This window comes from Christensenella tenuis (genome assembly GCF_014287795.1).
GTDB lineage: Bacteria > Bacillota > Clostridia > Christensenellales > Christensenellaceae > Christensenella > Christensenella tenuis.
This window is the reverse complement of record NZ_JACOON010000001.1, coordinates 468,350-493,928: the sequence shown is the minus strand read 5'-3', so window position 1 is coordinate 493,928 and position 25,579 is coordinate 468,350. Positions and strand designations below refer to the sequence as shown.

The window sequence follows — 25,579 nt, the reverse complement described above, 5'->3', positions numbered from 1 at the left end:
AAGGAGAATCAAATGACTTACGTAGCAAAAACAACGAGGGGTTGGGGTTCGCCCAGCAGATATATTCAGGGCCCCGGCGAGATTGAGAATCTAGCAAAATATACCGCAATCTACGGAAAAAAGGTATTGGCTATGATTGATCCATTCTTTTTTGAAGAACTCGGGAAAAAGCTTGAAGCGCAGTATGAGGCCTCAGATGCGGAGTTGATGACGCTGGCGTTCGATAAAGAAGTAACGGAAAAACGGATTGCAGCCGCCTGTGAAAAGGCCAGAGAGTTCCAGCCGGCAGTGGTGGTTGGGATTGGCGGCGGAAAAACACTGGATACGGCAAAAGCGGTCGCCGACCATTTTAACGCCGTAATGGTAATTGTGCCGACCTCTGCATCTACTGACGCGCCGACAAGCGCGCTTTCCGTAATTTATAAAGAAAACGGAGAGCACAGCCATGCGGTTTTTTATAATAAAAATCCGGAACTTGTGCTTGTTGACAGTGCAATCATTGCAAAGGCCCCGGTGAGATTTCTTGTATCGGGAATGGGCGATGCGCTTTCTACAGTATTTGAAGCACGTGCAAACCAGGCGTCTGATACCGCAAATTATATTTGGTTCACCGAGGGCGGCTTCCGCAGATGCAAATCATCCCTTAGCGTAGCGGAACTTTGTTATGATACGCTTATTGGAAAGGGCTTCTATGCAAAAATGGCGGCGGAAAACAAAGTAGTAAATGAAGCGCTGGAAGATGTAATCGAGGCAAACACGCTTATGAGCGGCCTTGGATTTGAAAATACTGGCTGCGCAGGCGCGCATTCCATAGGCGACGGGATCACAGCACTACCGGTTGGAGCCAAGACGCTTCATGGCGAGAAGGTAGCGTTCGGTGTGATGTGCCAACTGGTTGCGGAAAACGCCGAGGAAGAACTGATCGAGGAGGTAGCGGCATTCTGCTTGCGCGTAGGCCTGCCCATTACGCTAAGTGATTTGTATGTAGATCCTACGCCGGAAAATTTGCGGATCATCGCCCAAGGTTCGCTCAATTCATTCTGGTCGGCAGAACCGTTCAATGTAACGGAGGAAATGGTTATTGATATTATTCTTGCTGGTGATGCCATGGGGAGATATTATAAAGAAATGTTAGGATAAGGCCTCTCTTCCTGCCCATATCGTTCTGAGGAGCGGTGTGGGCAGGAGGGGCTGAAAGGGATTGGACAATGTTAAATTATTTGATAGCGCATGATCTTGGAACATCCGGCAACAAGGCAACCCTGTTTTCAACCGAAGGAGAACTGATCAAAAGTGTAGTCTACAGTTATCCGGCAAAATTTTTCAATGGAAATTGGGCAGAACAAGATCCGCAGGATTGGTGGAATGCGGTATGTTCCGCAACCAGGGAATTGCTTCAGGATATCCAGAAGAAAGCTGTCCGGGCAATTTCATTCAGTGGACAAATGATGGGGTGCCTGTGTGTCGATGAAAATGGAACTCCGCTGAGAAATGCGATCATCTGGGCGGATATGCGTGCGGAAAGGGAAGAAAATCAACTTGCCGAAAAAATTGCTCCGGAACGTTTTTATCAAATCACAGGGCATAAGCTCAGCCGGTCATACAGCATTGAAAAGCTGATGTGGGTAAAAAACAATGAACCTGCCATTTATGCAAAAACCTACAAGATGCTAAATGCAAAGGACTATATTGTTTACCGCCTAACCGGAAAATTTATGACGGATTATTCGGACGCATCGAGCACAAATGCACTTGACCTGAACACGATGGAATGGTCTGATGAAATTATAGCGGCAGCAGGAGTGAAGCGGGAATTATTTCCCGATCTCAAACCCTCCACTTATGTCGCGGGCGAAATCAGACCCGATATGGAGGAGGAAAGCGGCCTTGCGGCGGGGACTAAAATCGTTTTGGGCGGCGGAGATGGAAGCTGCGCTTCCGTTGGAGCCGGTTCGATTGCCGAAGGAATTACCTATAACTGCCTTGGTTCTTCTTCATGGATTTCCACTGTTTCGAAAAAACCCTATTATGATGGGCAAATGCGAACGGTTACGTGGGCGCATGTCATTCCCGGACTCTTAATTCCCTCAGGAACCATGCAAACGGCCGGTGCAGCTTTTTCGTGGGCCAAAGAACGTTTTTGTCAAAAGGAAGTGCAGGAAGCAAAAAAACAGGAAATCAGCCCATATGACATAATTAACCGCGAAATCGAAGATTCTCCAGCGGGGGCAAATGCGCTTTTATTTCTGCCGTACCTGATGGGGGAACGCTGTCCACGTTGGAATAGCCATGCCCGCGGTTCCTTTGTGGGGCTTAAGATGGAGCATACCACAGGGGACCTCATGCGAAGCGTGGTGGAGGGAGTGGCGATGAACCTTAACCTGATTATTGAAATATTAAAAAATGCCGTAGAAATGAAGCAAATGATCGTAGTAGGCGGGATGGCTCAGGGGGAAGTGGAACGGCAGATATTTGCCGATGTCTATGGAATGGATATTGTGCGCTTAGAACATTTGGAAGAAGCCACCTCGATTGGTGCGGCTGTAATTGCCGGAGTAGGCGCGGGAGAACTACAGGGATTTGAGGAAGTGCGTTTTTTCAATAAAGCTTGTCTCCCGCAGAAACCGATTGCACAAAACGCTGAAATATATCAAAAAATGAAACGATTGTTCGAGAAAGCATATAAAACACAGATGAAATTATTCGAAGAATTGGCCCGGTTTTGAAGTAAATTCCTCAATGCACTTAGGACGGGAACAAAGCATGGTATTCATATCATGCTTTGTTCTTTTATATGGGCAAAATATCGACCAAGCTCTTTTATTTTATGTTCAACCGTGATAAATTAGATAGGGATTGAAAAGTGGAGGGATCATAATGATCGACGTACTTCTTGCAACTTATAACGGAGAAGCATATTTAAAGGAAATGTTGGATTCACTCATGGAGCAGACGATTCAGGATTTTCACGTCTACGTCAGGGACGACGGTTCAACCGATCGGACACCTATTATTATTGAAGGGTTTCGGCAGGCATATCCGGAAAAATTTACGATCATTGAGGACAGACTCTCCATTGGTAACGCGCGTGATAATTTTTTTACGCTGCTTTCTTATGCCACGCAGGATTATGTTATGTTTGCGGATCAGGACGATATCTGGCTGCCGGATAAAATCGAACTTACTTTATCAACGATGAAAAGTATCAGGAATGGTTTTGGAAACAGTCCGATTCTTGTACATTCCGATCTTACGGTAGTCAACGAGACCGGTGTTGCAATCCATCCGTCTTTGTTTAAACTGCAGAAACTAGATCCGTCACGTCTGCATTTGAATCAGCTGATTTCCCAGAACAATATCACGGGATGCACCATGATGATGAACCGTGCGCTTGTACGGATCATCCGCGCAAACAAGCAGGCGTTGATGCATGACTGGTGGATTGGGCTCGCCGCTTCGGCGTTTGGACACATTGCCGTTGCTCCGAACCGTATTCATTACCGCCAGCACCAGGCCAACGAAGTGGGAGCCAAAGATGTCAAAAGCGCCTCCTACTTCCGGAAAAAGCTATCAAATACAGGAGGAATCCGTGAATCCATCCAAAACACATATGAGCAGGCGGCAGCCTTTTTGGAAACGTATGAAGATATGCTAAGTGCTGCGCAGAAGGATATGATTTGCGTGTTTAAAAGCCTTGGGGAATGCAATATGCTAAAACGAATGCATTTGCTTTCCAAATATAAATTATTTAAAAGCGGTGTTTACCGTAAAATCGGACAGATAATCTATGGATAAAGGAAGTAATAACGGAAAATGAAAGCTGAAATTTTATGTGTTGGAACGGAACTGCTGCTTGGGGATATTATCAATACCAACGCGGCCTACATAGCAAGAGAACTTGCCAATATTGGAATTGACGTCTACTATCAGACGGTTGTCGGAGACAATAACGGAAGGTTGAAGGAGAGCCTTGCGCTTGCCTTTTCCAGGGCTGATATTGTTGTTATGACGGGCGGGCTTGGCCCCACGTATGATGATCTTACCAAAGAAACGGTAGCAGACTATTTTCATAAAAAAATGATTATGGATGATGCCTCGCTAAAAAGCATAGAAGGTTTTTTCTATCGCCTGAAGCGCCCGATGACGGAGAACAACAAGAAGCAGGCCATGATGCCGGAAGGCGCAGCTATTTTCCCGAATGCCAACGGAACGGCTCCCGGCCTTGCAGTTTCGGAGAATGGAAAAACCGCGATCTTGCTTCCCGGGCCTCCTGCGGAAATGCGGCCGATGTTTCAGGATGCTGTTCTTCCGTACCTGATGAAGTTTTCCGATAAGGTTTTGCTTTCGCACAATATACGGATATTCGGCATGGGTGAATCCCGTGTGGAAGAGATGCTGTATGATCTGATGAAAAATAGTACCAATCCCACGATCGCTCCCTATGCAAAGGCCGGTGAAGTCACTTTAAGGGTAACTGCGGCGGCGGAGACAACGGAAGAATGCGAAAAAATGATTGCGCCTACAATAAAAAAAATCGAGGCAGTCATTGGAAAATACATCTATGGAATTGATGTGCCGGATATTCAAACCGCAACCGTAAAGGAGTTAATCCGGAAAAAGGTGACGGTTGCAACAGCGGAAAGTTGCACAGGCGGACTCGTTTCCGAACGGATTACGGAAGTGCCGGGCGCGAGCGAAATATTTGGATGCGGAGTTTGTTCTTATGCAAACGAAATTAAACATCGGGTATTGGGGGTTTCAGAGGAAACGTTGGCAAAATATGGCGCAGTTTCCGAACAAACGGCGCGCGAGATGGCGGGTGGTGTGCGGAAGCTTGCGGGAGCGGATATCGGAGTTTCCACAACGGGGATTGCCGGACCGGGCGGAGGAACGCCGGAAAAACCGGTAGGTCTTGTCTATATTGGGATCGACAGTGATAAATTAACCACTGTGCTGAAGCTTAATATTAATTACCATAAAGCTGACGAACGAACCTATATCAGGCATATGACGGCACAGAATGTATTTCGGCTTATCATGAAAGCGTTGGAAGACTATTAATTATTGCGGAAGGCGGGGACGTTTTTTCCCGAAATCGGCTTCCAGGATCAGGATTGATACCATGATTACTGCACCGCCCGCAACGAGCGACCAAGTAATCGTTTCAAGACCGAGCAAAATGGAAAGGATGCTGGCAAACATGCCTTCCAAAGAAATGATAAGGGCTGACCGGGCCGCGGAAATGTATTTCTGTGCGGTACATTCGAGCCAGTAAGGAAGCGCTGTGCACGCTATACCGAGATATAAGGTAATCCATACCGCTGTTCCAAACAGAGGAGTTATTGTGGCTCCTTGTTCAAACAGCAGGAAATAGGTAAGCGCTACCAGCCCCGTTACCGTAATTTGCACAAAAGAAAAAGACGCTGCTTCCGATTCCTTCGCTGCATATCCGATATATGCGATTTGCATAGCGTATGAAGCAGCACAAAGAAGGGAGAGAATATCCCCGAGATTAAAAGAAATCGTCGTATCGAAGACCCGCGTCAGGATAGAAATACCAAGGAAGCCGATTGCAACGGCAAGAAAGGTTTTGAAGGGCGGCCGCTTTTTCAGAAGAAACCAACTGATAAACGGTACGAAGATAACGTTTGTGGTTGTTAGAAAAGCATTACTCGAAACATCTGTATACTGCATGCCAATGGTTTGCAAGAGAAAGCCGGCAGACATGAACAGGCCTGCAATAACGCCATGCTTTATCTGGATTTTTGTAAGCCGCCTGATTTGAGGAAAGAAAATTGCAAGCATGGCTCCGGAGGCAAACAACATCCGGAATATGACGATTAGGGAAGAAGACATTCCGCAATCTTGCGCATATTTGATGCCAATAAAACCGGTGCCCCACATAACCGCTACAATAAACAGCATGAGGTCATATTTGAGGGTTGCTGTTTTCACAAAAGATATCCCTTCCTGTTTTAGATGAACAAATTTTATCTTATCATAATTTATAACGGATCACAATTGGAAATGAGGTGATGAAAATGAATGATATCCAAAAATTCAAAGACCTGATTGATAAAAGCAAGAGAATTGTTTTTTTTGGCGGAGCAGGGGTATCTACGGAAAGCGGAATCCCAGATTTTCGCAGTGTTGACGGCCTTTATCATCAAACCTACCGCTATCCGCCCGAGACGATACTGAGTCATGATTTTTTTGTGGCACATACAGAGGAGTTTTTTGACTTTTATCGCGATAAGATGCTTACTCTTGACGCCATGCCGAATGCGGCGCATCTAAAACTTGCAAAGTGGGAGAGGGAGGGAAAGCTCACCGCTGTTGTTACGCAGAATATTGATGGACTGCACCAAAAAGCGGGTTCAAGGAATGTTCTGGAATTGCATGGGTCGGTCCACCGCAATTATTGTATGGAATGCGGCAAAAGTTATTCTGCTGATTACATGGTAAAGAGCCAAGGCGTCCCGCGCTGTATATGCGGCGGCGTAATCAAACCGGATGTAGTGCTATATGGCGAACCCCTCAACACTGAAATAGTGGAAACGGCTGTGGAAAATATCGCGCAGGCGGATATGCTGGTTATTGGCGGTACCTCGCTTGCCGTTTATCCAGCCGCCGGACTCATCGAATATTACCAGGGAGACAGGCTGGTGCTCATCAATCAATCACCGACACCGTATGACGATAACGCCGATCTTTTGCTGAAAGAAAAAATTGGAAGCGTTTTTTCAACTGTGTGAGGCATGAGAATGAGGCAAAATCCTCTTCTGTTTTAATATGTGCCTTTTTTGTTTATCTATAAATAAAGAATCATTTTGTTTGAACAGGGAGGAATTTTCTGATGGATTATGAAAAAAGAGCGCTGGAAATGCACAAAAAATGGCGGGGAAAAATCGAGGTTTCAAGCAGGGTGCCGCTTGAAAGCAAAGAAGACCTGTCGATAGCATATACCCCCGGCGTTGCTGCGCCTTGTCTTGAAATCGAAAAGGATCCGTCGCTTTCCTATGAATATACGCGCAGGCACAACCTTGTTGCCGTGGTAACAGATGGATCGGCAGTGCTTGGCCTTGGAGATATCGGGCCTGAAGCGGGAATGCCTGTCATGGAAGGAAAATGCGTCCTTTTTAAAAAATTTGGAGATGTGGATGCGTTTCCGCTCTGTATCCGCAGTAAAGATGTGGATGAAATTGTAAATACGGTTGCATTGCTTGCCGGAAGCTTTGGGGGAATTAACCTTGAGGATATCAGCGCGCCGCGTTGTTTTGAGATTGAGAAGCGCCTCAAGGAGCGGTGTGATATTCCTATATTCCACGATGACCAGCATGGAACGGCGATTGTTACCATGGCGGCGCTTCTAAATGCGCTTAAACTTGTGAAGAAAGATATCCATGAGATCAGTGTAGTCACGTCCGGCGCAGGGGCGGCTGGAATCGCGATCATTAAGCTCCTTATGGCTATGGGGCTGGAAGATGTAGTTATGTGCGACCGGCACGGAGCCATTTACCGGGGACGTGATAATCTGAACGAGGAAAAAATGGAAATGGCTGAAATTTCCAACCGGAAGATGAAAAAAGGAAGCCTTGAAACAGTGATAAAGGGGGCGGATGTATTTATTGGAGTTTCCGCACCCGGTACAGTGACGGAAGAAATGGTGCATTCTATGGCCAGAGAGCCGATTCTGTTTCCCATGGCCAACCCAACCCCGGAAATTATGCCAGATCTTGCAAAAAAAGCAGGAGCAGCGGTTGTGGGGACGGGCCGCAGCGATTTTCCCAACCAAATCAATAATGTACTTGCGTTCCCGGGAATTTTTCGCGGGGCATTGGATGTACGTGCCAGCGATATTAATGATGAAATGAAAATTGCTGCAGCCCACGCAATTGCCGGTTTGATTCCCGAGGCAGAACTTACGCCGGATTATGTAATACCATCGCCATTTGACGAGCGTGTTGCTCCGGCGGTTGCAAAAGCGGTTGCGCAGGCTGCCCGAAAAACAAACGTAAACAAGATCTGATGGATAAAGAAATATCCGGCAGGGTTAATCTGTCCGGATATTTTTTCCTGTCAACGGTTTTTAGCAAACTGGAAGAACGACAAAAATATCTGTCGGGAGGCTTTTTAAAGATGCCGGATAAAAAAAACGTTACATAAAGCCACTTTTGTAGTATAATAAAATTATTAACAATTTGTTACCCGTTTATTAGGAAATCGTGAATTGTGATCAATTAATTGTAGGGAAGCAAAATCAGCCATGAATCAAATCGGATGCATGACAGAGTGTTTGTTCTATCATGAGCGGGGAAACGGCAAATTGTACGGTATAACGAAATACCGCTTGTAGTATAAAAATTATGCTGAAAACAGGAGGAACGTGGATGGAAAATAAAAACATTTCTGAAATTACTCCGGAAATTTATGAATTGACGGAACGGATTTATCAGACAGGTACAATTGATCCTGCATTATATACGAAGTACGAGGTAAAACGCGGATTGCGTGACATTAGCGGAAAAGGCGTTTTAGCCGGACTTACGAGAATATCCGATATTCAATCTTTTATTGAAAAAGACGGTGAACACATTCCGTGTGAGGGCAAATTGTTTTACCGCGGAATCAATATAAAAGAAATTGTAAAAGGATTTATGAAAGAAAAGCGCCACGGGTTTGAAGAAGTGGTGTATCTTCTGATGATGGGGAATTTACCGGACAAAGAGCAGCTTTCTGATTTTACGGAACTTTTGGCGCATTACCGCACTCTGCCTACAAGTTTTGTGCGTGATATTATTATGAAAGCTCCCAGTCCGGACATGATGAATACGCTTGCAAGGAGTGTGCTGACGCTTTATTCGTATGATGACAAGGCAAATGATATTTCAATCCCAAACGTATTGCGGCAGTCTCTACAGCTGATTGCATTGTTTCCGCTGTTGTCCGTCTATGGCTACCAGGCATACCGGCATTATCATGACGGCCAGAGCCTTTTTATTCATGTGCCGGATCCTGATCTTTCAACGGCTGAAAATATCCTGCATCTGCTTCGGCCGGACAGTCAATATACGGAACTCGAGGCGCGAATACTTGATGTATCTCTGGTACTGCATGCGGAGCATGGCGGCGGCAATAACTCAACCTTTACGACGCATGTTGTTTCTTCTTCGGGAACTGACACCTATTCCACGGTCGCAGCGTCTCTTGGATCACTAAAGGGCCCCAAACATGGCGGGGCAAATATCAAAGTTGTTCAGATGGTTGAGGACATGAAAAAGAACCTTTCCGACTGGACAAGCGAAAGCGAAGTAAGAGATTACCTAACCAAATTACTGAATAAACAAGCGTTTGACAAAGCCGGCCTTATTTATGGAATGGGCCACGCAGTCTATTCACTGTCCGATCCGCGTGCGGATATCTTTAAAAGCTTTGTTGAGAACCTCTCGGAAGCCAAAGGTCTTTCCGATGAATTCAAGCTTTATACACTAGTGGAGAGGCTGGCACCTGAAGTGATTGCGAAGGAACGCAAGATTTACAAAGGCGTCAGCGCGAATGTCGATTTTTACAGCGGGTTTGTGTATAATATGCTCAAACTGCCCACCGAATTGTTTACTCCTATTTTTGCCATCGCGCGTATTGCCGGCTGGAGCGCGCACCGCATTGAAGAACTTTCCAATGCAGGCAAAATTATCAGGCCTGCGTATAAGAATATTCAGGATGAGAGACCGTATATTCCGTTGGATGACCGTGGCTGACCTGATTGAGAAAGAAAGACCGCTTTTGAAAAGAGCGGTTTTTTTGTGGGAAAGTAATTGACGCGGAAGGCGGTTTCGGGTATAATTTAATACGTTGCTTTTGGTCAGTAGGGGTGTAGTATAATGGTAGTGCATTGGTCTCCAAAACCAATTGTGGGAGTTCGATCCTCTCCACCCCTGCCAATCTGAGAACGGGCGCTGGCAGTTTTGCCAGTGCTTTTTTTATTGCCGCATTGTTTTTTTCGGCGCCTTAAAGTATAATGAGGCTAGCATCGCGGGGAGAAATGAAAATGCAGGCTCATCCGAATATCAGTGAACGACATAAAAATATGCTCAGTATTTTGCGGTACATCATACAGACAGGTGAAGTTTCTGCAAACGATATTATGCAGGCAACTGGTTTGAGCTTTGCGACGATCAGCCGTGTGCTCGCCTCGCTGCTGGAAGCAAAATTTATCGTAAAGTGTGGAAAAACCTGCATCGAGTTAGGCCGCCATCCGGAAATATTTGCTTCTAACAGCAAGTACGGCTACTTGGTGCATTTTTTTATTGAAACGGATTCGGTCTCTGCTTGGATTGCGGATTTCGGGAAGCATGTCACTGCGAAAGCGGTAAAAAAGATTGCGCGTGATATTACGCTTGAAGAGCTGGGAAAACAATTTGCGGAGCTTGTTTCTTCGTTGACGGAAAGACTGGCCCTCAATAAAAATCAGGTGCTTGCGGCAAGCGTTGCCGTGCCCGGCGTTGTAGATGATAAGAATCATGTAATTCGCAGGATTCCGAATCTTTCGGGCTTAAATAACAAGGATTTACGCAGAAAGATTATGGAAGTGTTGGATATTCCGGTTCTTATTTCAAATGAAGCACGGTTTTGTGCCCTTGGCGAGAAAATTTGCCGTTTTCCTTATGTGGACGATATTACTTATGTCGATATTACAAAATATAGTGGAATTGGCGCGGGGATTTTGCTCAACGGCAGAATTTTTAGCGGAAAAAATGGCGTCGCTGGAGAACTGGGAGATATTATTATCGATACCGGTAATCTTGATTATGAATATCGGGAACAGGAAGGATGTTTGGAAATGCTTGCAGGCCTTGCAACGTTGTATCATAAATGCGAATGCCTGATTAGGGAGGGAAAGGCACCGTTTCTCAGCAGCAAATTGGAACGGAAACCACTTGATTTTCATATGATTGAACGCGCGGCATTGGAAGACCGGGCGGTAGAAGCCGTGTATGACGAGACGGTCAGGATGTGGAGCATTGCGATCATTAATATTATATCAATTTTGAATCCGGAACTGATTATTCTCGGAGGCGTGTTTGACGACAGCAACCAGAAAACACTGGACCGGATTAGCCATTATGTAAAAAGAGCAATCTATCACGATGTGAATATCGAACTTACAACACTGGGAGAGAAGGCCCAGCTTTTTGGCGGTCTCGAAATGCTCGCTTCCTATACTTTGGAACAGATCATAGCAAAAAAAATATTGGAAATTTAAATTTTTGGGATTGACAAACGTGCGCGTCTCGTGTTATATATTATATATAATTTTTGTTGTATATATTTCTTTTCAAGCTGAAAAAAATAATTCGACGACAAGATAATTGAATAACCAAAATAGTATAAACCTTTAACGAACGGGGGAGAGCACATGTTCTATTCAAATATCGAAGCTGTAATTCCTGAAAAAAATATTGTATGTATTTCGCCGCATTACGATGACTTCCTGTTCTTTCTAGGGGGATATCTAATTGAAATGAAAGAGAAAGGACTTCTGGGCGGAAAGAAGTTTACGAATATCAGCACCTTTTCGCGTTCGAATTACCAGGAACGTGATTCGGAGGGAAATAAAGATGCGAGCCTTAAACGCGTACAATATGCGACGGGTATTCGCCTGATTGAGGACCTTGAATGCCTGGATGCCCTGCTTGGTCCGCATAATTATTTTTATCGCATTATGGGAGAAGAGGAAAGTCAGGTAAGGGGAAAGGTCTTGAATGAGGGCGAAGGAGAGATGGAAATGGCTTTTGGAAGCTATGAAAGCATGGACGCTCATGATAAAGAAATTCTCGCACGCATGAAGGAAGCTGCCGGGGAATATATGATGATGGAAGATACAGCAATCATTTTGCCGCTTTCCATGAAAGGACATATCGATCACTTTATTGTTCGCGAGGCGGGACTCGCAGCCGCTAAGGAAGCGGGAGAATCGCGGCGCGCAGCCGTATATTTTGCGGAAGATAAACCCTATGCAGGCATGATGAACGATGCTGAGAGCAAGATGAACAATGATTTTATTGTTGGAAATAACCTTGTGGATAAGGCGTTTGCCCACCACCCCGAAAAAATTCTGGAACTTGCATTCCGGCATTATCCCAGCCAGGTGGATGAGGTGTACAACATGGGAATACGGGAGCGCAGCCGCTACCTGAGGGATTTGTATCATGTGTCCTGTGAATGCGACCGGCTATATCAATATAAATAAAAAATAACGGAGGTAATAGTGATGGAACTGAACATGATGACTACGATTAAAGGATCAATGATGGAAGATTTTTTTCCGGCGGGATGGGATTTACAGAAAATTGAGGATTGCTGTGCGACTCCTCCGGAACATGCACTTGACCGGATGCCGCACTGGCACAAAGAGTTTAGGACGGAAGAATGCGCAGACGTAGCATCCTTTAATATGCAGATGGGTTACGAAATTGCAAAACAAATTAAACGAACCCGCGATGAAGGGAAAAAACTTGCACTGATCCTGTCGGCAGGGCCAATGGGAATGTATCATTGGGCTGCTTATTTCCTCCGGGACTGGAATTGCAACTGCGATCATGTTTGGGGATTCAATATGGACGAATGGTCGGATGCGGAAGGGAATACGCTTCCAGGAGATTGCCCGGGTGGTTTCCAAAACGCAATGGAGCTTGCTTTTTATGGCCCGCTTGGCGACCTCACAATTCCGAAAGAACAAAGAAATTTTGCCACAAGAGATAATCTTCCGACTTACCCTGAAAAAATACAGAAGATTAAAGATGGCGGAGGAGAATTAATCACGATTTATGGAATCGGCCGTTGCTTCCATATCGCTTTTTGGGAACCTCATTTCGCAGCGGATTATGCAAATGTCGAAGAGTGGAAAAAGGCTCCTTACAGGAAGGGTGCCAAACTTCATCCAATGACAATTGAACAAAATTCACTGATTAGCTTCAGAAGCCGCGTTACGCTGATTCCAGCGCGTGCGAACACGATCGGTCCGGGAATGTTCCTGAATTCCGACTATTGCATCGGCGGAGTAGACGGCGTAGTTGGCCGGGGCATGAACTGGCAGGGGATGACGTTCTTTGTAACCTTAAAATATGGCCCGGATATGTGGGTACCCTCTAGTTGGATGCCAACTCTTCCGGGGAAGTTCTTTGTTGTCAAAGAGTTGGAAGGACCGCTCGTTCCCGAATGTAATTAATAAATAATCCTCTTCTCTCTTAGTTCATAAAGAGCCGGTAACGGATGTGCACGCTTTTTTGCACATCCGTAAAATCGGGTCCGTCTTAGATTTCTATTCTAGAACGACCCAGAGGAAAGGTAAATGAAAAAGACGGGAAAATGGATTCTTATATAGGGAGGCTATTATGTTGCTGCTGATACAACTTAATATTTTGGGGCAGATTCTCGGGCGGAATAGGTGAGGAGATGATGATTTCATGAAAAAAATTACGGCCGTTTTAATTGGCGCGGGAGACCGCGGAGCGAATGCATATGCATCTTATGCAATCAATAATCCGGGAACAATTCAATTTATTGCCGTTGCGGAAAAAAATGATGAAAAAAGAAGACATTTTCAGGAGATGCACCATATTCCGGATGAAATGGCTTTTTCCAGTTGGGACGATCTGTTTGCGCAAGGGAGGCTGGCAGATGCGATTTTGATCTGTACAAATGAAAATTATCACTATGAGCCGGCGAAAAAGGCGATGGAGCAAGGCTATCATATCCTTCTTGAAAAACCAATTACGCAGGAGCCGGTTACAAGCGTCGAAATTGGCGATATGGCGGCGGATTATGACAAGGTGTTTATGTTGTGCTATGTTCTTCGCTATACTCCTTTCTTTACGGAAATTAAGCGTGTGCTGGAAGAAGGGACGATAGGAACCCTGAAAACAATTGTACACTGTGAAAATACGGGTATCGCCCATTTCTCTCATAGCTATGTGCGCGGTATGTTTTCCAAAGAAGAAAATGCCGGACCGATGATCCTTTCCAAATGTTGTCATGATATGGATATTTTGAATTGGTTGACGGAATCGCATTGCGTACGTTTGTCAAGCTTTTCGACGCCTACGTATTTCAGTGCGGAAAATGCACCGGAAGGTGCGCCTTTGCGTTGTACAGACGGCTGCCCCTACTCTGACTCTTGTTATTTTTATGCGCCTAAGATGTATTCTGTTCCGCGGTCGGGATTCAATGTGGATATGATTTCTATTGATACAAGTCCGGAAGGGAAAATGAAGGCGCTTGAAAGCGGACCGTTTGGCCGCTGTGTATACCACTGCGATAACGACGTAGTAGATACACAGGTGATTAATATGAAATATGAAAACGGCGTAACCGTAGCTTTTTCAATGACGGCTTACTCTGAAGAGTGCTACCGAACAATTAAACTGACGGGAACCAAAGGAGAAATCGAAGGCAACCTGGAAAAAAATGAATTTGTTGTCAAGGATTTTGCTACCGGCCGGCATGACACGATTCAGGTATCGACTGTTCTAGACCGTCATTCTGGCGGGGATTATTTTATTATGACGGACTTTATTAAGCTTGTACGCGAGGGGAAAACAGGCGGTAGAACAAGCACTAAGGGCGCGGTAGACAGCCATGTGATGTGTTTTGCAGCGGAAAAGTCCCGTAAAGAAGATCGTGAAATTGATCTGGAGGAATATAAAGAAGAGCTTCGGTCAGAAATAGAAAAATAAAAACATTTTCATCAAGCGGCTTGATATACTTTGGTATATAAAAATATCTAAATTAAGAATAAAGCGCATAAGGGGCGCTTATACAAGAATAAACGCCCCTCTTTTTACTTTTGAAATTAGCAAGCGGAATTTATAATTAAATTATGCACCCTGAAAAATGAATAACAAAGAGACAGATGGATGATCCTTGTAAAACGGATAAATTTCGTAAATAAAAAACAATTTTTCCCAAAAAAAATGTTGACGAAATAGAAAAGTGGATGTATTATTAGATTAATAAGACAACCCACTTTATTAATTATTCAAATGACAATAGAAAACAGATATCGGAAAGCAGAGGAAATACCCAAATGTTTGTATATGGAGACAATGCAACAACCGATTTTGAATTGGTAAATCAGCAGCAGCTAAAATCCTATCATTTGCGTCAGCTATTTGATTTGGTACTTGAAAACAAGCGTGTGTCACGCACATGGCTTGCGCACTACATGAAACTCAGCACCACAGCAGTTTCATCGCTTGTTGATGAATTGCTTGAAAATGAGGTGCTTATATCCGTAGGACAGGGCATATCCAAAACAGCAGGACGTAAGCCGATTATGCTTGAAGTGAATCGAAAATGGCGTCAAATTGTTACCTTCCGCCTTGATTTATATGAAATCGAATATGCTCTTTACGATATGGTGTGCCAGCCTCTCGAAACGATAAAAAAGCGGATTAAGGGAAATGACTATGTTGCCGAAATGCGATCAATTCTCCGGCAATCACAGATGCTTAAGCGCGAGAATGTTATCTCCGTATGCGTAGCGGTTCCGGCGATTGCCGATTGCGGAAGCCAGCGCCTGTTATTGAATATTCTTGAGATTGAGAACGAGCAGAAGTTTCTGAAGGATATGGCTGAGCTTTTCCCGGAGGCAGTCCTCCTGGTGGGAAATGACTCCGTTGCTTATTCATATGCCGAGAAAGAATTTGCATCGGAAGAGGGAATTCAAAATCTGATTTATATCAATTATACGCACGGGATCGGCGCGGGAATTATTATTGACGGGAAGATATTTAATGATACGAAACACAATACCGGTGAGATTGGACATATGTCCATTGATATGAATGGCCCCCAATGTATTTGTGGAAACAGAGGCTGCCTAGAACGGATGATCAGCATTCCGGCGGTGATTCGGGAAACGAAGCATAAACTTGAGGAGGGAAGCTATTCAATCATTACTGACCTGTGTGGAAATGATTTGAGCAGGCTTGATATTGAAATGATTATTTATGCATTCTTACACGACGACATGACGGTTTCTCAAATTATAAAAGATATGGCTTTCAAATTATCTTTTGGAATCAGAAATGTATTCAGCATGTTCCATCCTCAGGAAGTCGTCATTGGGGGAATTGCTCATAGATTCGGAGAACGTTTCCTGGAAATGCTGATACAGTATACAAAAGGATCTTCCTATTGGGAAGCCCTATACGAAACCAAAATCCGTTATACGCAGATTAAGGAGTTTGGAGCAAATCTTGGAATCGCTAAGTATTATCTGGACAGTGTAATGTCGCTTGACCGAAACGAAACAGTACAAAAGTGCACGATGACTTTATTTTAAAAAGGGGGAAGGATAATATGAATAACAAAATTGCAGTGCTGACAAATACCTATCATGGTTTTACCCTGGATGAAGCGCTCAATGGTATTGCTGCCGCAGGGTTTCAATACGTAGAACTTGCGGCTGTCCGCGGATGGACGGAACATGTTTCTTCCGACATGACGGAAGAACAGATTGATGAAGTAAAGAAAAAGCTTACTTCACTTGGTTTGAACGCGATTGGTATGAGCGGACACTGTAACCTGATGGAAGAAGAACGGCTGGATGATTTCCGTCGGAATATTGTCCTTGCTTCTAAATTAGGATGCAAATATATCATAAGCTCTACCGGGGAAGCGCATTTTGGAGAAGGCGAAAGCTTTTCCGATGAGGTACTCGCCAAGCATTTAAAGAGCCTTGTACCGGATTTGAAAAAATATGGCATTACGATGGTTCTCGAAGTCCATGGGGAATACGGGACGGGGGAAGCCCTCTACCGCGTGACTAGAATGGTTGATTCTCCCTATATAGCGATTAATTACGACACGGCGAACGTCGTCTTCTATGGCGGGAAATATCCGGAGGAAGAGATAAAATGCTGCATTGGCGACGTGAAGTATGTGCACCTGAAGGATAAAGCCGGAGAGATGAAGGAATGGAACTTTCCGGGGATTGGTTCCGGTAATCTGAAGTTAAAGGAATTTATGGAATATATGGATTCACAGGGGTATACCGGTCCGTACAGCATAGAGATCGAATATACGGAGGATTTTTGTATGAGGGATAAGAAGCCGGAAGATCTTGTAATCGCGGACAAAGCTGTAAAGGACAGTTATGATTACCTGAAATCAATTGGAAGGATTTAAAATTTTGGCAGGGAGTTCTGTCAAATAAACTATATCTAATGGAGGTACAAAAATGAAAAAAATCTTACTGACAATCCTTGCGGTAGTGTTGGTTGTGGCCTTGGGCGCAACAATGGTTGGCTGCTCCGCTCCTGCGGCCGAGCCATCCGAATCGGCTTCCACCGAAGCATCTACAGCACCAGAATCCTCGACACCTGCTGAGGAATCCTCTGAAACGCCCGAAGCTGGGGCGAAAGATAGCTATACGTTTGGCTATATCGCATACAATACGGCTGACATCTGGAACGACTATTCCCAGAAGGCTTTTGAGTATGCCGCAACCCAGGCTGATGTAAATGTCGAAGTAGTGGCGCTTGATTCCAAGAACAGCGTTGAGGAATCCGTAAAAGCAATGGAATCCCTCATCCAGCAGGAAGTTGATGGCATCTCAATTTTCCCGATTTCCATCGAACAGGGCGCGCAGTTGGTTAAGATGGCAAATGACGCGGGAATCCCTGTAACGATCGAAAACTTTGAAATGGATACGCCTGATCCAGGCGACTACATTGCGGCTGTTGCATGCAAATATGATGATATAGGATATGCTGCGATCAACTATATCGCAGAGCAGAAGCCAGGCGCGAAGATTTTCTTCTGCGCAGGACAGGAAGGCGCAGGCGTTTATGAGAAGTATCAGGAAGGCGTTGACAAGGCTATGGCTGAACTCGGCGACAAAGTAGAGATCGTAGGTACGGAGCATGGCGACTGGGAAACCGAAAAAGCAATGAATGTAACCCAGAACTTCATCCAGAGTGGTGCGGAATTTGATTACATCTTCGCAAACAACGGTTTGATGGCCAAAGGTTGCTACCAGGCTCTGAAAGAAGCGGGAATGGAAGATATTCCGATCGTTTCTACTGGCGGATCGCCGGATGATTACCAGATGCTCGTTGACGGCGTCGAAGCTGCAAATATGACGGCTCCTGTTTCTATTCAGGGTATCCAGACATTCAAGAATCTCTATGATTCTGTCGTACTGGGACAGGCTCCCACGGATACGTTCCAGCCTCTGCCAGTCATTGCGGTTTCTGCTGACGATATGAGCAAGTTTATTGCATGGGACGACTATGAAGCGGCTTACAATTATGTATATGGCGGCGCAGATATTGCAAAATAAGTAATCTCTCTTATTTACCGGGCTTCTACGGGGAAGCCCGGTAAATAAATAAAAGGGAAAAGGTTGTTGCGTATGAGTATTGATTATGAAAACAATAAGCCTGTCATCGAAATGAAAGACATCATCAAAGAGTTTTCGGGAGTACGCGCCCTCTCCGGTATCACATTTGATCTTTATAAGGGCGAGATTCATTGCCTGGTTGGCGAGAACGGTGCAGGGAAAAGTACGCTGATGAAGGTTCTGAGCGGTGCATATAAACCGGATGGGGGCTCTATTGTTGTAGGAGAAAAAAATTATAAGACGCTTGATCCCAATCTATCTCAGGAATTGGGAATCAATATCGTATATCAGGAAAATGACTTGGTACCGACCATGAATGTTGTTGAGAACATTTTCGTCGGAAGTGAAAAGACAAAAAGATTTGGCTTTGTCGATTTTAAGGCGATGTTTCAGGAAACAGAAGCTGAAATGAAGGACCTGGGGATCGATATCGACCTTAATAAGACGATTGAGAATTTATCTGTTGCGGAACAGCAGTTTGTTAAAATTTTAAAAGCAATTTCTACGCATCCCCAAATACTGATTATGGACGAGCCAACCTCCATGTTTAACGTGGAAGACGCGGGCAAAGTGCTGACTCTGGCACAGACGATCGCAGCGAGGGGAATCAGCATCATTTATATTTCACACTTCTTAAACGAGGTGGTGCAAATCGCCGACCGTATTACAGTGATTCGCGACGGTGCTGTAGTCAGTACGTATTCAAACGAAAAAAGGGATATCCCACTTGAGACCATTACCCGGGATATGGTAGGACGCCCGGTCGATATGTTCTATACAAAGGAAGAGCATGAGATCGGCGACGTTATGTTTGAGGTGAAGGGCCTTAAGTTGACCAAGGATTCTCCAGAAATCAGTTTTAATGTCCGTAAAGGTGAGATACTTGGCTTTTCCGGCATGGTCGGTTCTGGACGCACGGAGATCATACGTGCGGTGTCGGGAGCAGACAGAAGATATGCCGGGGATATCTACCTGCATGGCAAGAAGCTGGATATCCATAATCCTGCGGATGGGATCGATGCGGGGATTGCCCACATCACTGAAGACCGCCAGAAGCTCGGCCTGATGCTCGGAGGATCTGTTTTGGAAAATACCACGATCGTGGGACTGCGCAACAAGATCAAGGGATTTTTTATTAATGTGAAAAAAGAGCCGCCGTTGATTGAAGGAATTATTAAGGATCTGAATGTGAAGACGCCGTCTGTCATGCAGGAAGTTAAGTACCTTTCGGGTGGCAACCAGCAAAAAGTTGTTCTTGGAAAGTGGCTTTTTGCGGATCAGGAAGTTTATATCTTTGACGAACCGACGCGTGGTATTGACGTAAACGCCAAGGTTGAGTTTTATAAACAGATGTCCAACCTGACAAAACAAGGAAAATGTATCATCATGATATCTTCGGATATGCCGGAACTTATTTCCATGAGCGACAGGGTATTGGTTGTAAGAAATGGTGAAATCACCGGAGAATTGCAAAGAGATGAGATTACGGAAGAAGAGATAATCAAGAGAGCACTGGGGGTAAACAAATCATGAGTGAAGAAAGAGCTTTGAACAAGAAATCCGGCCTTAACTTCAAAGATCAGCGCATATTGCTTGCGTTTGTCATCGTAGGTATTGTGATTGTTGTTTCAATTATTAACCCGAAATTCATAGAACTAAAAAATATCATCCAGATATTCCAGCAAATTTCCGTTATGGGAATCCTGACAATGGCAATGGCGCTGCTCCTGATCAGCGGCGGGATTGACCTTTCTATTGGCAATTTGATGGTTCTTTCTGCAATCTGTATGTCAACGTTGATTGCAAGTGGCGTTGCCCTTCCGCTCGCTATTCTGGTAGGAATTATCGTAGCACTTGCCTGCGGTGCGCTCAACGGATTTATTATTGCAAAAAGCAAATGTGTACCTCTTATCATTTCGCTTGGTACCAGCCAGATTTTTTACGGGATTTCATTGACAATCTCCGGTGGGCGAATCATGAGCTTCAATGGAACGCTTGATGCAATCGGTAGTACGAAAATCGCGGATGTATTCCCGGTTATGCTTTTCTTCCTGATCGCAATGATCTTCATAGCCTATGTTTTGCTGAACCGTACAAAATATGGAAGGCGTCTGGTAGCGATTGGCGGAAACGAAAAGAACGCTTATCTGTCGGGTATCAATGTTGATATGCATAAAATAGGGATCTATATTATCAGCGGATTGTTTTGCGGAATTGCGGCAATCGTCTTTTCTGCAAGACTTGATTCAGTCAGCGCCAGCGCCGGATCCGGTTATGAATTGAATGCGCTTACGGCAGCCATTATTGGCGGCATTACTTTCGAGGGCGGACGCGGGACTATTTCCGGTGCATTTTTGGGCTGCTTGTTTATGGGCGTCGTGACGAATGCAATGAATATATTGCGGGTAGAATCTTATACACAGACGATCGTTACCGGTGTTATAATTGTAATTGCCGTTGTACTGAGCAATATCAACAATTTGAAAAAGAACTAATGCATAAAGAGGGAAGTGAGCAGAATGAATATACTTGCAATTGGTTGCCACCCAGACGATCTTGAGATCGCCTGCGCCGGTACGCTCGCAAAATATGCAAAGCGCGGAGACAAGGTTATTATGTGCCATGTTGCCAATGGAAATCTTGGGCACGCTGTCATCATGCCGGATGCACTGCGCGATATCAGGACGAAAGAAGCGGAAAACGCGGCCAAGATAATCGGTGCGGAATCGATCAATATCGATGTGGGAGATATGAGTGTGGAAGGGTCAAACCGCGATACGATCAGCAAGGTTGTCGAGGTAATTCGCTACGCAAAGCCGGATCTTATTATCACGCATAATCCGGATGACTATATGCGGGATCATATGCAAACAAGCCAGCTCGCGTTCCATGCGAGCTTTGGCGCCACGGTACCTCATATGAAAGGGGCAACTCTTCCGGGAATCAGCGAAGCGGCAGAGGCCTTTGGCACAATCGTTCCGATTTTTTATATGGATACGCTTGCGGGTATCAATTTCATACCGACGGAATATGTGGATATTACGGATACAATCGATTTGAAACTGGAAGCCCTTGCGTGCCATGAAAGCCAGATCAAATGGATGCTGGATCATGATAAAATCGATTTTATTGATTTTGTGCGTACATGTTCCAAATACAGGGGGCTTCAGTGCAGTGTGCCTTATGCGGAGGGGTTTCGCCAGTATGCGGGATGGCCGCGGTTTGCGACTAAAAGGTTGCTTCCGGAATAATAGGATTGACACTTCTATGCTCTTTTAAATTTAACTGCACGATGACAAGGAGGAATGTCAAAATGGACTTATTATCAACGATTAAAAACTCAAATATGGAACATTTTTATCCAGCAGGATGGGATTTGAAAAGAATTGACGAATGCTGCTCGTACGGGCCGGAAGAAGTGACGGTTGCCCAACCTTTCTGGAATGAAAAATTCCGTCCGGTCGCATGCGAAAACGCAGATGCCTTTGCGGTGATGATGGGGCATGAAATTGCCCTGACTATAAAAAAAGCAAAGGACTGCGGTAAAAAATTAGCGCTTATTTTTCCGGTTGGCCCGATGGGAATGTATCGGTGGGCAGTTTATTTCCTGAAGGAGTGGAACGTTGACTGTAGACATGTTACAGGCTTCAATATGGATGAATGGAGTGATGAAGACGGAAATACACTCGATCCAAATGCGCGCGGATCTTTTCAGAATGCAATGATGGATGCCTTCTATGGTCCGCTTGGCGAGCTAACGGTTCCGGAAAATCAACGAAATTTTGCAACCAAGCAATTCCTTCCACATTATGCTGAAAAAATAGAAGAAATCAGGCGGGAAGGCGGAGAACTCGTTACGGTATATGGTATTGGCCGCGTATTTCATATTGCTTTCTGGGAACCGCATTTTGCTGCGGATTATAAAGACGAGGCGGAATGGAGACAGCAAACGCACCGCTTCGGTGCGAAGCTGCATCCCCTTACGATTGAACAAAATGCCTTGCATAGTTTCAAAAGCAGGACTACGCAGGTGCCTGCTTTTGCAAATACGATTGGCCCCGGATTATTCCTTAAATCCGACAAAATGATCGGCGGTTGTGACGGAACGTATAACCGTGATCTGATGTGGCAGGGGATGTCTTTTTGGGTTGCGCTTCGCTACGGGCCTGATATGTGGGTTCCGGCGAGCTTTGTACCTACGCTCCCGGGAAAATTGTTCTATATCAAGGAGCTTGGCGGACCGCTTGAAGCAGATTGCAAGTGAGCCTGCCGATCGGCTGAAAGGGGAAATGGAATATGTTGAAATCTGCTATTATTGGAACTGGATTTATCGGAAATGCGCACGCTGCCGCATATAAAAATATGGACAATGTACAGCTTGTGGCGATCGTAGATGTGGACGAGAAAAAAGGGAAAAAAGCCGCAGAAGAATTTGACTGCAAATATTACGGGGATGCAGAAGAAATGCTGCGGGTAGAGGATGTCGATATTGTAGATATCTGTCTGCCAACATTCCTTCACGAGCAGTATGTTCTTTTGGCTGCACGGTATAAAAAGCATATCCTCTGTGAAAAGCCGGTGACACTGTCTCTGGAATCTATGGATCGCATGCTTACAGCCGTAAAAGAAGCGGGTGTTCGCTTTATGGTCGCTCAGGTGGTACGGTTCTGGCCTGAGTACATTAAAATTAAAGAAATGTACGATGACGGCGACTTCGGAGATGTTCGGATGGTATATGCAAACCGCATTGCACAACATCCTAATTGGACGCAATGGCACCGCGATCCGAGTAAAAGCGGCGGCGGACTGTTTGATTTGCATCTGCATGACATTGATTTCTTGCAATATTTGTTCGGCAGGGTCAAAAGTGTTTATGCGGTAGGAAAAGCCAGCGAAACTGGCTGCTGGAACTTTGTTATGACTACGCTCAAATTTGAAAATGGAAATTATGCCACGGCGGAAGGCATTTTCGATATGACGGAAAACTATCCTTTCACTATGACGTTTCGTATCATCGGGGAAGCAAAGACCGTCGATTATTCTATGGTCGCAGGCTTTAACCTTGAAGATGTAGGAAGCTCGAAGCGGGCGGCAGTACTGTACGAAAACGGACATGAGCCGAGAAAACTTGATATCAATGAAAAAGATGCCTATCAGATTGAACTTGAATACTTTGTCGAACATATTGAGTCGGGCAAACCGTTCGATGTCATTACGCCTGAAGATTCAAGACATGTCATAGAAGTAATTTGCGGGATTCAGAAATCCCTCGAAACGGGCAAGGTTGTCGAATTGTAATGGCCAAGGAATATATCATCGGACTTGACGGCGGAGGCACGAAATCAGATTGTGTCCTTCTAGATACGGATGGACGGTTTGTCGACCAACTGAAATGGGGGACGACCTCGCATGAATTTCTGCCCGGAGGGATGGCAGAACTTGCGTGTGAACTGAAAAAAATGTTCACTACACTTTTTGAGCGGAACGGAATTGAGCCGCGGCAGATTCGACGCGCAGTTTTTGGCATGGCCGGAGTGGATACAAAATATCAAAAACAAAAAATTGCCGGAATGATTGCCCTAAATGGACTTAAAAATTTTCGGGTATGTAACGACGGCTATCTTGGAATCAAAGCGGGGACTGTGAGCGGCGTTGGAATCACAATTATCAATGGAACGGGCTGTAGCTTCACCGGAATCGGGGAATCAGGTGAGATGATGCAGGTTGGCGGGCAAGCTGTTGTTATGGATGACATAGGAGGAGGTTATATTATTGGCCGCAATATTGTACGGCTCGTCCATAGGGACTTGATTTTAAACGGAAAGTCTACGATGCTCTCCGAAATGCTTATGAAAAAGGTTGGCGCCGCTTCATCGGACGACCTGATGGACGAACTGGTACAAAAGGTTGGAGAGAATACAATACAGATCAAGCACCTCGCACCGATGATGTTCGAAGCTGCACACCAAGGAGACGAAGTCGCGAAAGGGTATCTTGCGAAAATGGGAAGACAGATCGCGGAATATGTTGCAGCAATCGTACGAAAATTAGCTCTTGTACATCGGGACGTTATCGAAGTGGTTCTGATTGGCTCCGCTTTTTTAAAGGCTGCCGATAAAACGCATATTGAATCCCTGGAGGCGGAAACGGAACGGCGTTTTGGTCATGGAAAAATCATATTTCGTCCGCTTACTGTAAGGCCGGTATGCGGCGCGGCACTTTGGGCGCTTTCCGATATTGGCCGCGATACGGCGAATAAAGAGTTCCGGGAGCAGGTAATCAGCGGAATAGAAACACATATTACAAACTAAGGAGCAGGCTATGAAACAAGGAGTGAGTTTTTTCTCGTTTGCCCAAAATGTAGATGTAAGAGAAGCGGCACAGCAAATTAAGACGGCAGGATATAGTGGTATGGAACCGGTAGTCAGTGAAAACGGCAGCCTAAATCCATCCATGACAGATCAGGAAGTATTGAAAATCAGGGAAATCGCTGAGGATTTTGGGCTTGAAATACCAAGTGTCGGCGTATGGTCCTTGTGGGATAATAATTTGGTTTCAGATTCACAGGTGATTCGTTCGAAGGCGAAGGGAATCGTACAAAGGCAGCTTGAAATTGCTTGTTTGCTTGGGGCAGACACTATTTTGGTGGTGCCGGGATATGTTGGCTGTGACTTTGCAGCTGAGCCGGAAAAGATACGCTACGATGTCGCTTATGAGCGTTCACAAGAAGCAATCGCGGGGCTTGCTCCGCTTGCCGAACAGCTTAAGGTTAATATTGGCATCGAGAATGTATGGAATCGTTTTCTGCTTTCTCCACTTGAAACGAAGCGGTTTGTGGAAGAGATATCCTCCCCGTATGTTGGCGTGTATTTTGACGTAGGTAATATTATCTATATCGGCTACCCTGAACAGTGGATTGAAATCCTGGGAAGCCATATCAAAAAGATACATTTTTGCGATTATCGTGCGGATCAATGTGGGATAGGAGCCTTTGTGGATCTTTTTGCAGGTGATGTTGATTTTAAAGCAGTTATGGCCGCTCTGGAAACGATCGGGTATGATGATTACGTTACACTTGAAATGCTTCCTAACTATAAGGAGTACCCCTATGTATCCCTGTATGCGAATAAACCCGCGATGGATACAATTATTGCATTATAATTTAATAATTTA

At 45.0% G+C, this 25,579-nt stretch carries 22 protein-coding genes, 1 tRNA gene and 1 pseudogene; 23 read left to right on the top strand and 1 reads right to left on the bottom strand.

From position 1 onward, the window contains the following. Positions 1-12 precede the first annotated feature (12 nt). The 4 genes from H8S18_RS02395 to H8S18_RS02380 all read left to right on the top strand — a co-directional run bounded on the left by H8S18_RS02395 (position 13) and on the right by H8S18_RS02380 (position 5,061). Positions 13-1,140 carry a glycerol dehydrogenase gene (locus tag H8S18_RS02395; protein WP_186856697.1) on the top strand — a complete coding sequence of 376 codons (1,128 nt, stop codon included), beginning with the start codon at positions 13-15 and terminating at the stop codon, positions 1,138-1,140. Between the two features lie 68 nt (positions 1,141-1,208). Then, positions 1,209-2,726, top strand: a complete 1,518-nt coding sequence (gene xylB / locus H8S18_RS02390; RefSeq protein WP_186856696.1) for a xylulokinase — start codon at positions 1,209-1,211, stop codon at positions 2,724-2,726. Between the two features lie 151 nt (positions 2,727-2,877). Then, on the top strand, positions 2,878-3,795 hold the full coding sequence (locus tag H8S18_RS02385) for a glycosyltransferase family 2 protein (RefSeq protein WP_186856695.1): 918 nt from the start codon (positions 2,878-2,880) through the stop codon (positions 3,793-3,795). A gap of 18 nt (positions 3,796-3,813) precedes the next feature. Then, entirely contained in the window at positions 3,814-5,061 is a 1,248-nt protein-coding gene (locus H8S18_RS02380) for a competence/damage-inducible protein A (RefSeq protein WP_186856694.1), read from the top strand. Here H8S18_RS02380 and H8S18_RS02375 read toward each other — a convergent pair whose 3' ends face one another. Then, the gene (locus tag H8S18_RS02375; RefSeq protein WP_186856693.1) at positions 5,062-5,955 is read right to left on the bottom strand and encodes a DMT family transporter; all 894 of its coding nucleotides are present in this window, start codon (positions 5,953-5,955) and stop codon (positions 5,062-5,064) included. Positions 5,956-6,041: 86 nt separating this feature from the next. Between H8S18_RS02375 and H8S18_RS02370 the strand changes: the two genes are divergently transcribed. The 19 genes and pseudogenes from H8S18_RS02370 to H8S18_RS02285 all read left to right on the top strand — a co-directional run bounded on the left by H8S18_RS02370 (position 6,042) and on the right by H8S18_RS02285 (position 25,567). Beyond that, positions 6,042-6,755 (top strand): NAD-dependent protein deacylase, encoded by a 714-nt coding sequence (locus H8S18_RS02370; protein ID WP_186856692.1) that lies wholly within the window; start codon positions 6,042-6,044, stop codon positions 6,753-6,755. A 101-nt stretch (positions 6,756-6,856) separates the two neighbouring features. Continuing rightward, positions 6,857-8,029, top strand: a complete 1,173-nt coding sequence (locus tag H8S18_RS02365; protein WP_186856691.1) for an NAD(P)-dependent malic enzyme — start codon at positions 6,857-6,859, stop codon at positions 8,027-8,029. Positions 8,030-8,390: 361 nt separating this feature from the next. Further along, entirely contained in the window at positions 8,391-9,758 is a 1,368-nt protein-coding gene (locus H8S18_RS02360) for a citrate/2-methylcitrate synthase (RefSeq protein ID WP_186856690.1), read from the top strand. 109 nt (positions 9,759-9,867) lie between these two features. Beyond that, positions 9,868-9,941: transfer RNA gene (locus H8S18_RS02355), tRNA-Trp, on the top strand. Between the two features lie 107 nt (positions 9,942-10,048). Continuing rightward, on the top strand, positions 10,049-11,263 hold the full coding sequence (locus tag H8S18_RS02350) for an ROK family transcriptional regulator (protein ID WP_186856689.1): 1,215 nt from the start codon (positions 10,049-10,051) through the stop codon (positions 11,261-11,263). Between the two features lie 153 nt (positions 11,264-11,416). Continuing rightward, positions 11,417-12,250: a hypothetical protein gene (locus tag H8S18_RS02345; RefSeq protein WP_186856688.1), complete on the top strand. Its 834-nt coding sequence runs from the start codon at positions 11,417-11,419 to the stop codon at positions 12,248-12,250. A 21-nt stretch (positions 12,251-12,271) separates the two neighbouring features. Next, on the top strand, positions 12,272-13,228 hold the full coding sequence (locus H8S18_RS02340) for a sugar phosphate isomerase family (protein WP_207721625.1): 957 nt from the start codon (positions 12,272-12,274) through the stop codon (positions 13,226-13,228). A 238-nt stretch (positions 13,229-13,466) separates the two neighbouring features. Then, a complete protein-coding gene (locus tag H8S18_RS02335; RefSeq protein WP_186856687.1) occupies positions 13,467-14,735 on the top strand; it encodes a Gfo/Idh/MocA family protein in 1,269 nt (422 codons plus the stop codon). Positions 14,736-15,085: 350 nt separating this feature from the next. Next, positions 15,086-16,345, top strand: coding sequence for an ROK family protein (locus H8S18_RS02330; protein WP_186856686.1), 1,260 nt, complete (start codon positions 15,086-15,088; stop codon positions 16,343-16,345). Between the two features lie 17 nt (positions 16,346-16,362). Beyond that, positions 16,363-17,190, top strand: a complete 828-nt coding sequence (locus tag H8S18_RS02325) for a sugar phosphate isomerase/epimerase family protein (RefSeq protein WP_186856685.1) — start codon at positions 16,363-16,365, stop codon at positions 17,188-17,190. 52 nt (positions 17,191-17,242) lie between these two features. Further along, complete coding sequence (locus tag H8S18_RS02320) at positions 17,243-18,346, top strand: sugar ABC transporter substrate-binding protein (RefSeq protein ID WP_243165027.1); 1,104 nt, start codon at positions 17,243-17,245, stop codon at positions 18,344-18,346. 72 nt (positions 18,347-18,418) lie between these two features. Further along, positions 18,419-18,937: pseudogene (locus H8S18_RS15015) on the top strand (ATP-binding cassette domain-containing protein); the annotation flags it as partial. Continuing rightward, positions 18,932-19,939 carry a sugar ABC transporter ATP-binding protein gene (locus tag H8S18_RS02315; protein WP_407926954.1) on the top strand — a complete coding sequence of 336 codons (1,008 nt, stop codon included), beginning with the start codon at positions 18,932-18,934 and terminating at the stop codon, positions 19,937-19,939. The pseudogene H8S18_RS15015 and the gene H8S18_RS02315, both read left to right, overlap by 6 nt. After that, positions 19,936-20,901, top strand: coding sequence for an ABC transporter permease (locus H8S18_RS02310; RefSeq protein ID WP_186856683.1), 966 nt, complete (start codon positions 19,936-19,938; stop codon positions 20,899-20,901). The genes H8S18_RS02315 and H8S18_RS02310 overlap by 4 nt, the downstream gene beginning before the upstream one ends. Positions 20,902-20,925: 24 nt before the next feature. Continuing rightward, entirely contained in the window at positions 20,926-21,657 is a 732-nt protein-coding gene (locus H8S18_RS02305; RefSeq protein WP_186856682.1) for a PIG-L deacetylase family protein, read from the top strand. A 62-nt stretch (positions 21,658-21,719) separates the two neighbouring features. Continuing rightward, positions 21,720-22,670 carry a sugar phosphate isomerase family gene (locus tag H8S18_RS02300; protein ID WP_186856681.1) on the top strand — a complete coding sequence of 317 codons (951 nt, stop codon included), beginning with the start codon at positions 21,720-21,722 and terminating at the stop codon, positions 22,668-22,670. Between the two features lie 32 nt (positions 22,671-22,702). Then, positions 22,703-23,704 carry a Gfo/Idh/MocA family protein gene (locus tag H8S18_RS02295; protein ID WP_186856680.1) on the top strand — a complete coding sequence of 334 codons (1,002 nt, stop codon included), beginning with the start codon at positions 22,703-22,705 and terminating at the stop codon, positions 23,702-23,704. Continuing rightward, a complete protein-coding gene (locus tag H8S18_RS02290) occupies positions 23,704-24,717 on the top strand; it encodes an N-acetylglucosamine kinase (protein WP_186856679.1) in 1,014 nt (337 codons plus the stop codon). Before H8S18_RS02295 ends, H8S18_RS02290 begins: the two co-directional genes overlap by 1 nt. Positions 24,718-24,727: 10 nt before the next feature. Beyond that, a complete protein-coding gene (locus H8S18_RS02285) occupies positions 24,728-25,567 on the top strand; it encodes a sugar phosphate isomerase/epimerase family protein (RefSeq protein ID WP_186856678.1) in 840 nt (279 codons plus the stop codon). Positions 25,568-25,579: the final 12 nt, after the last annotated feature.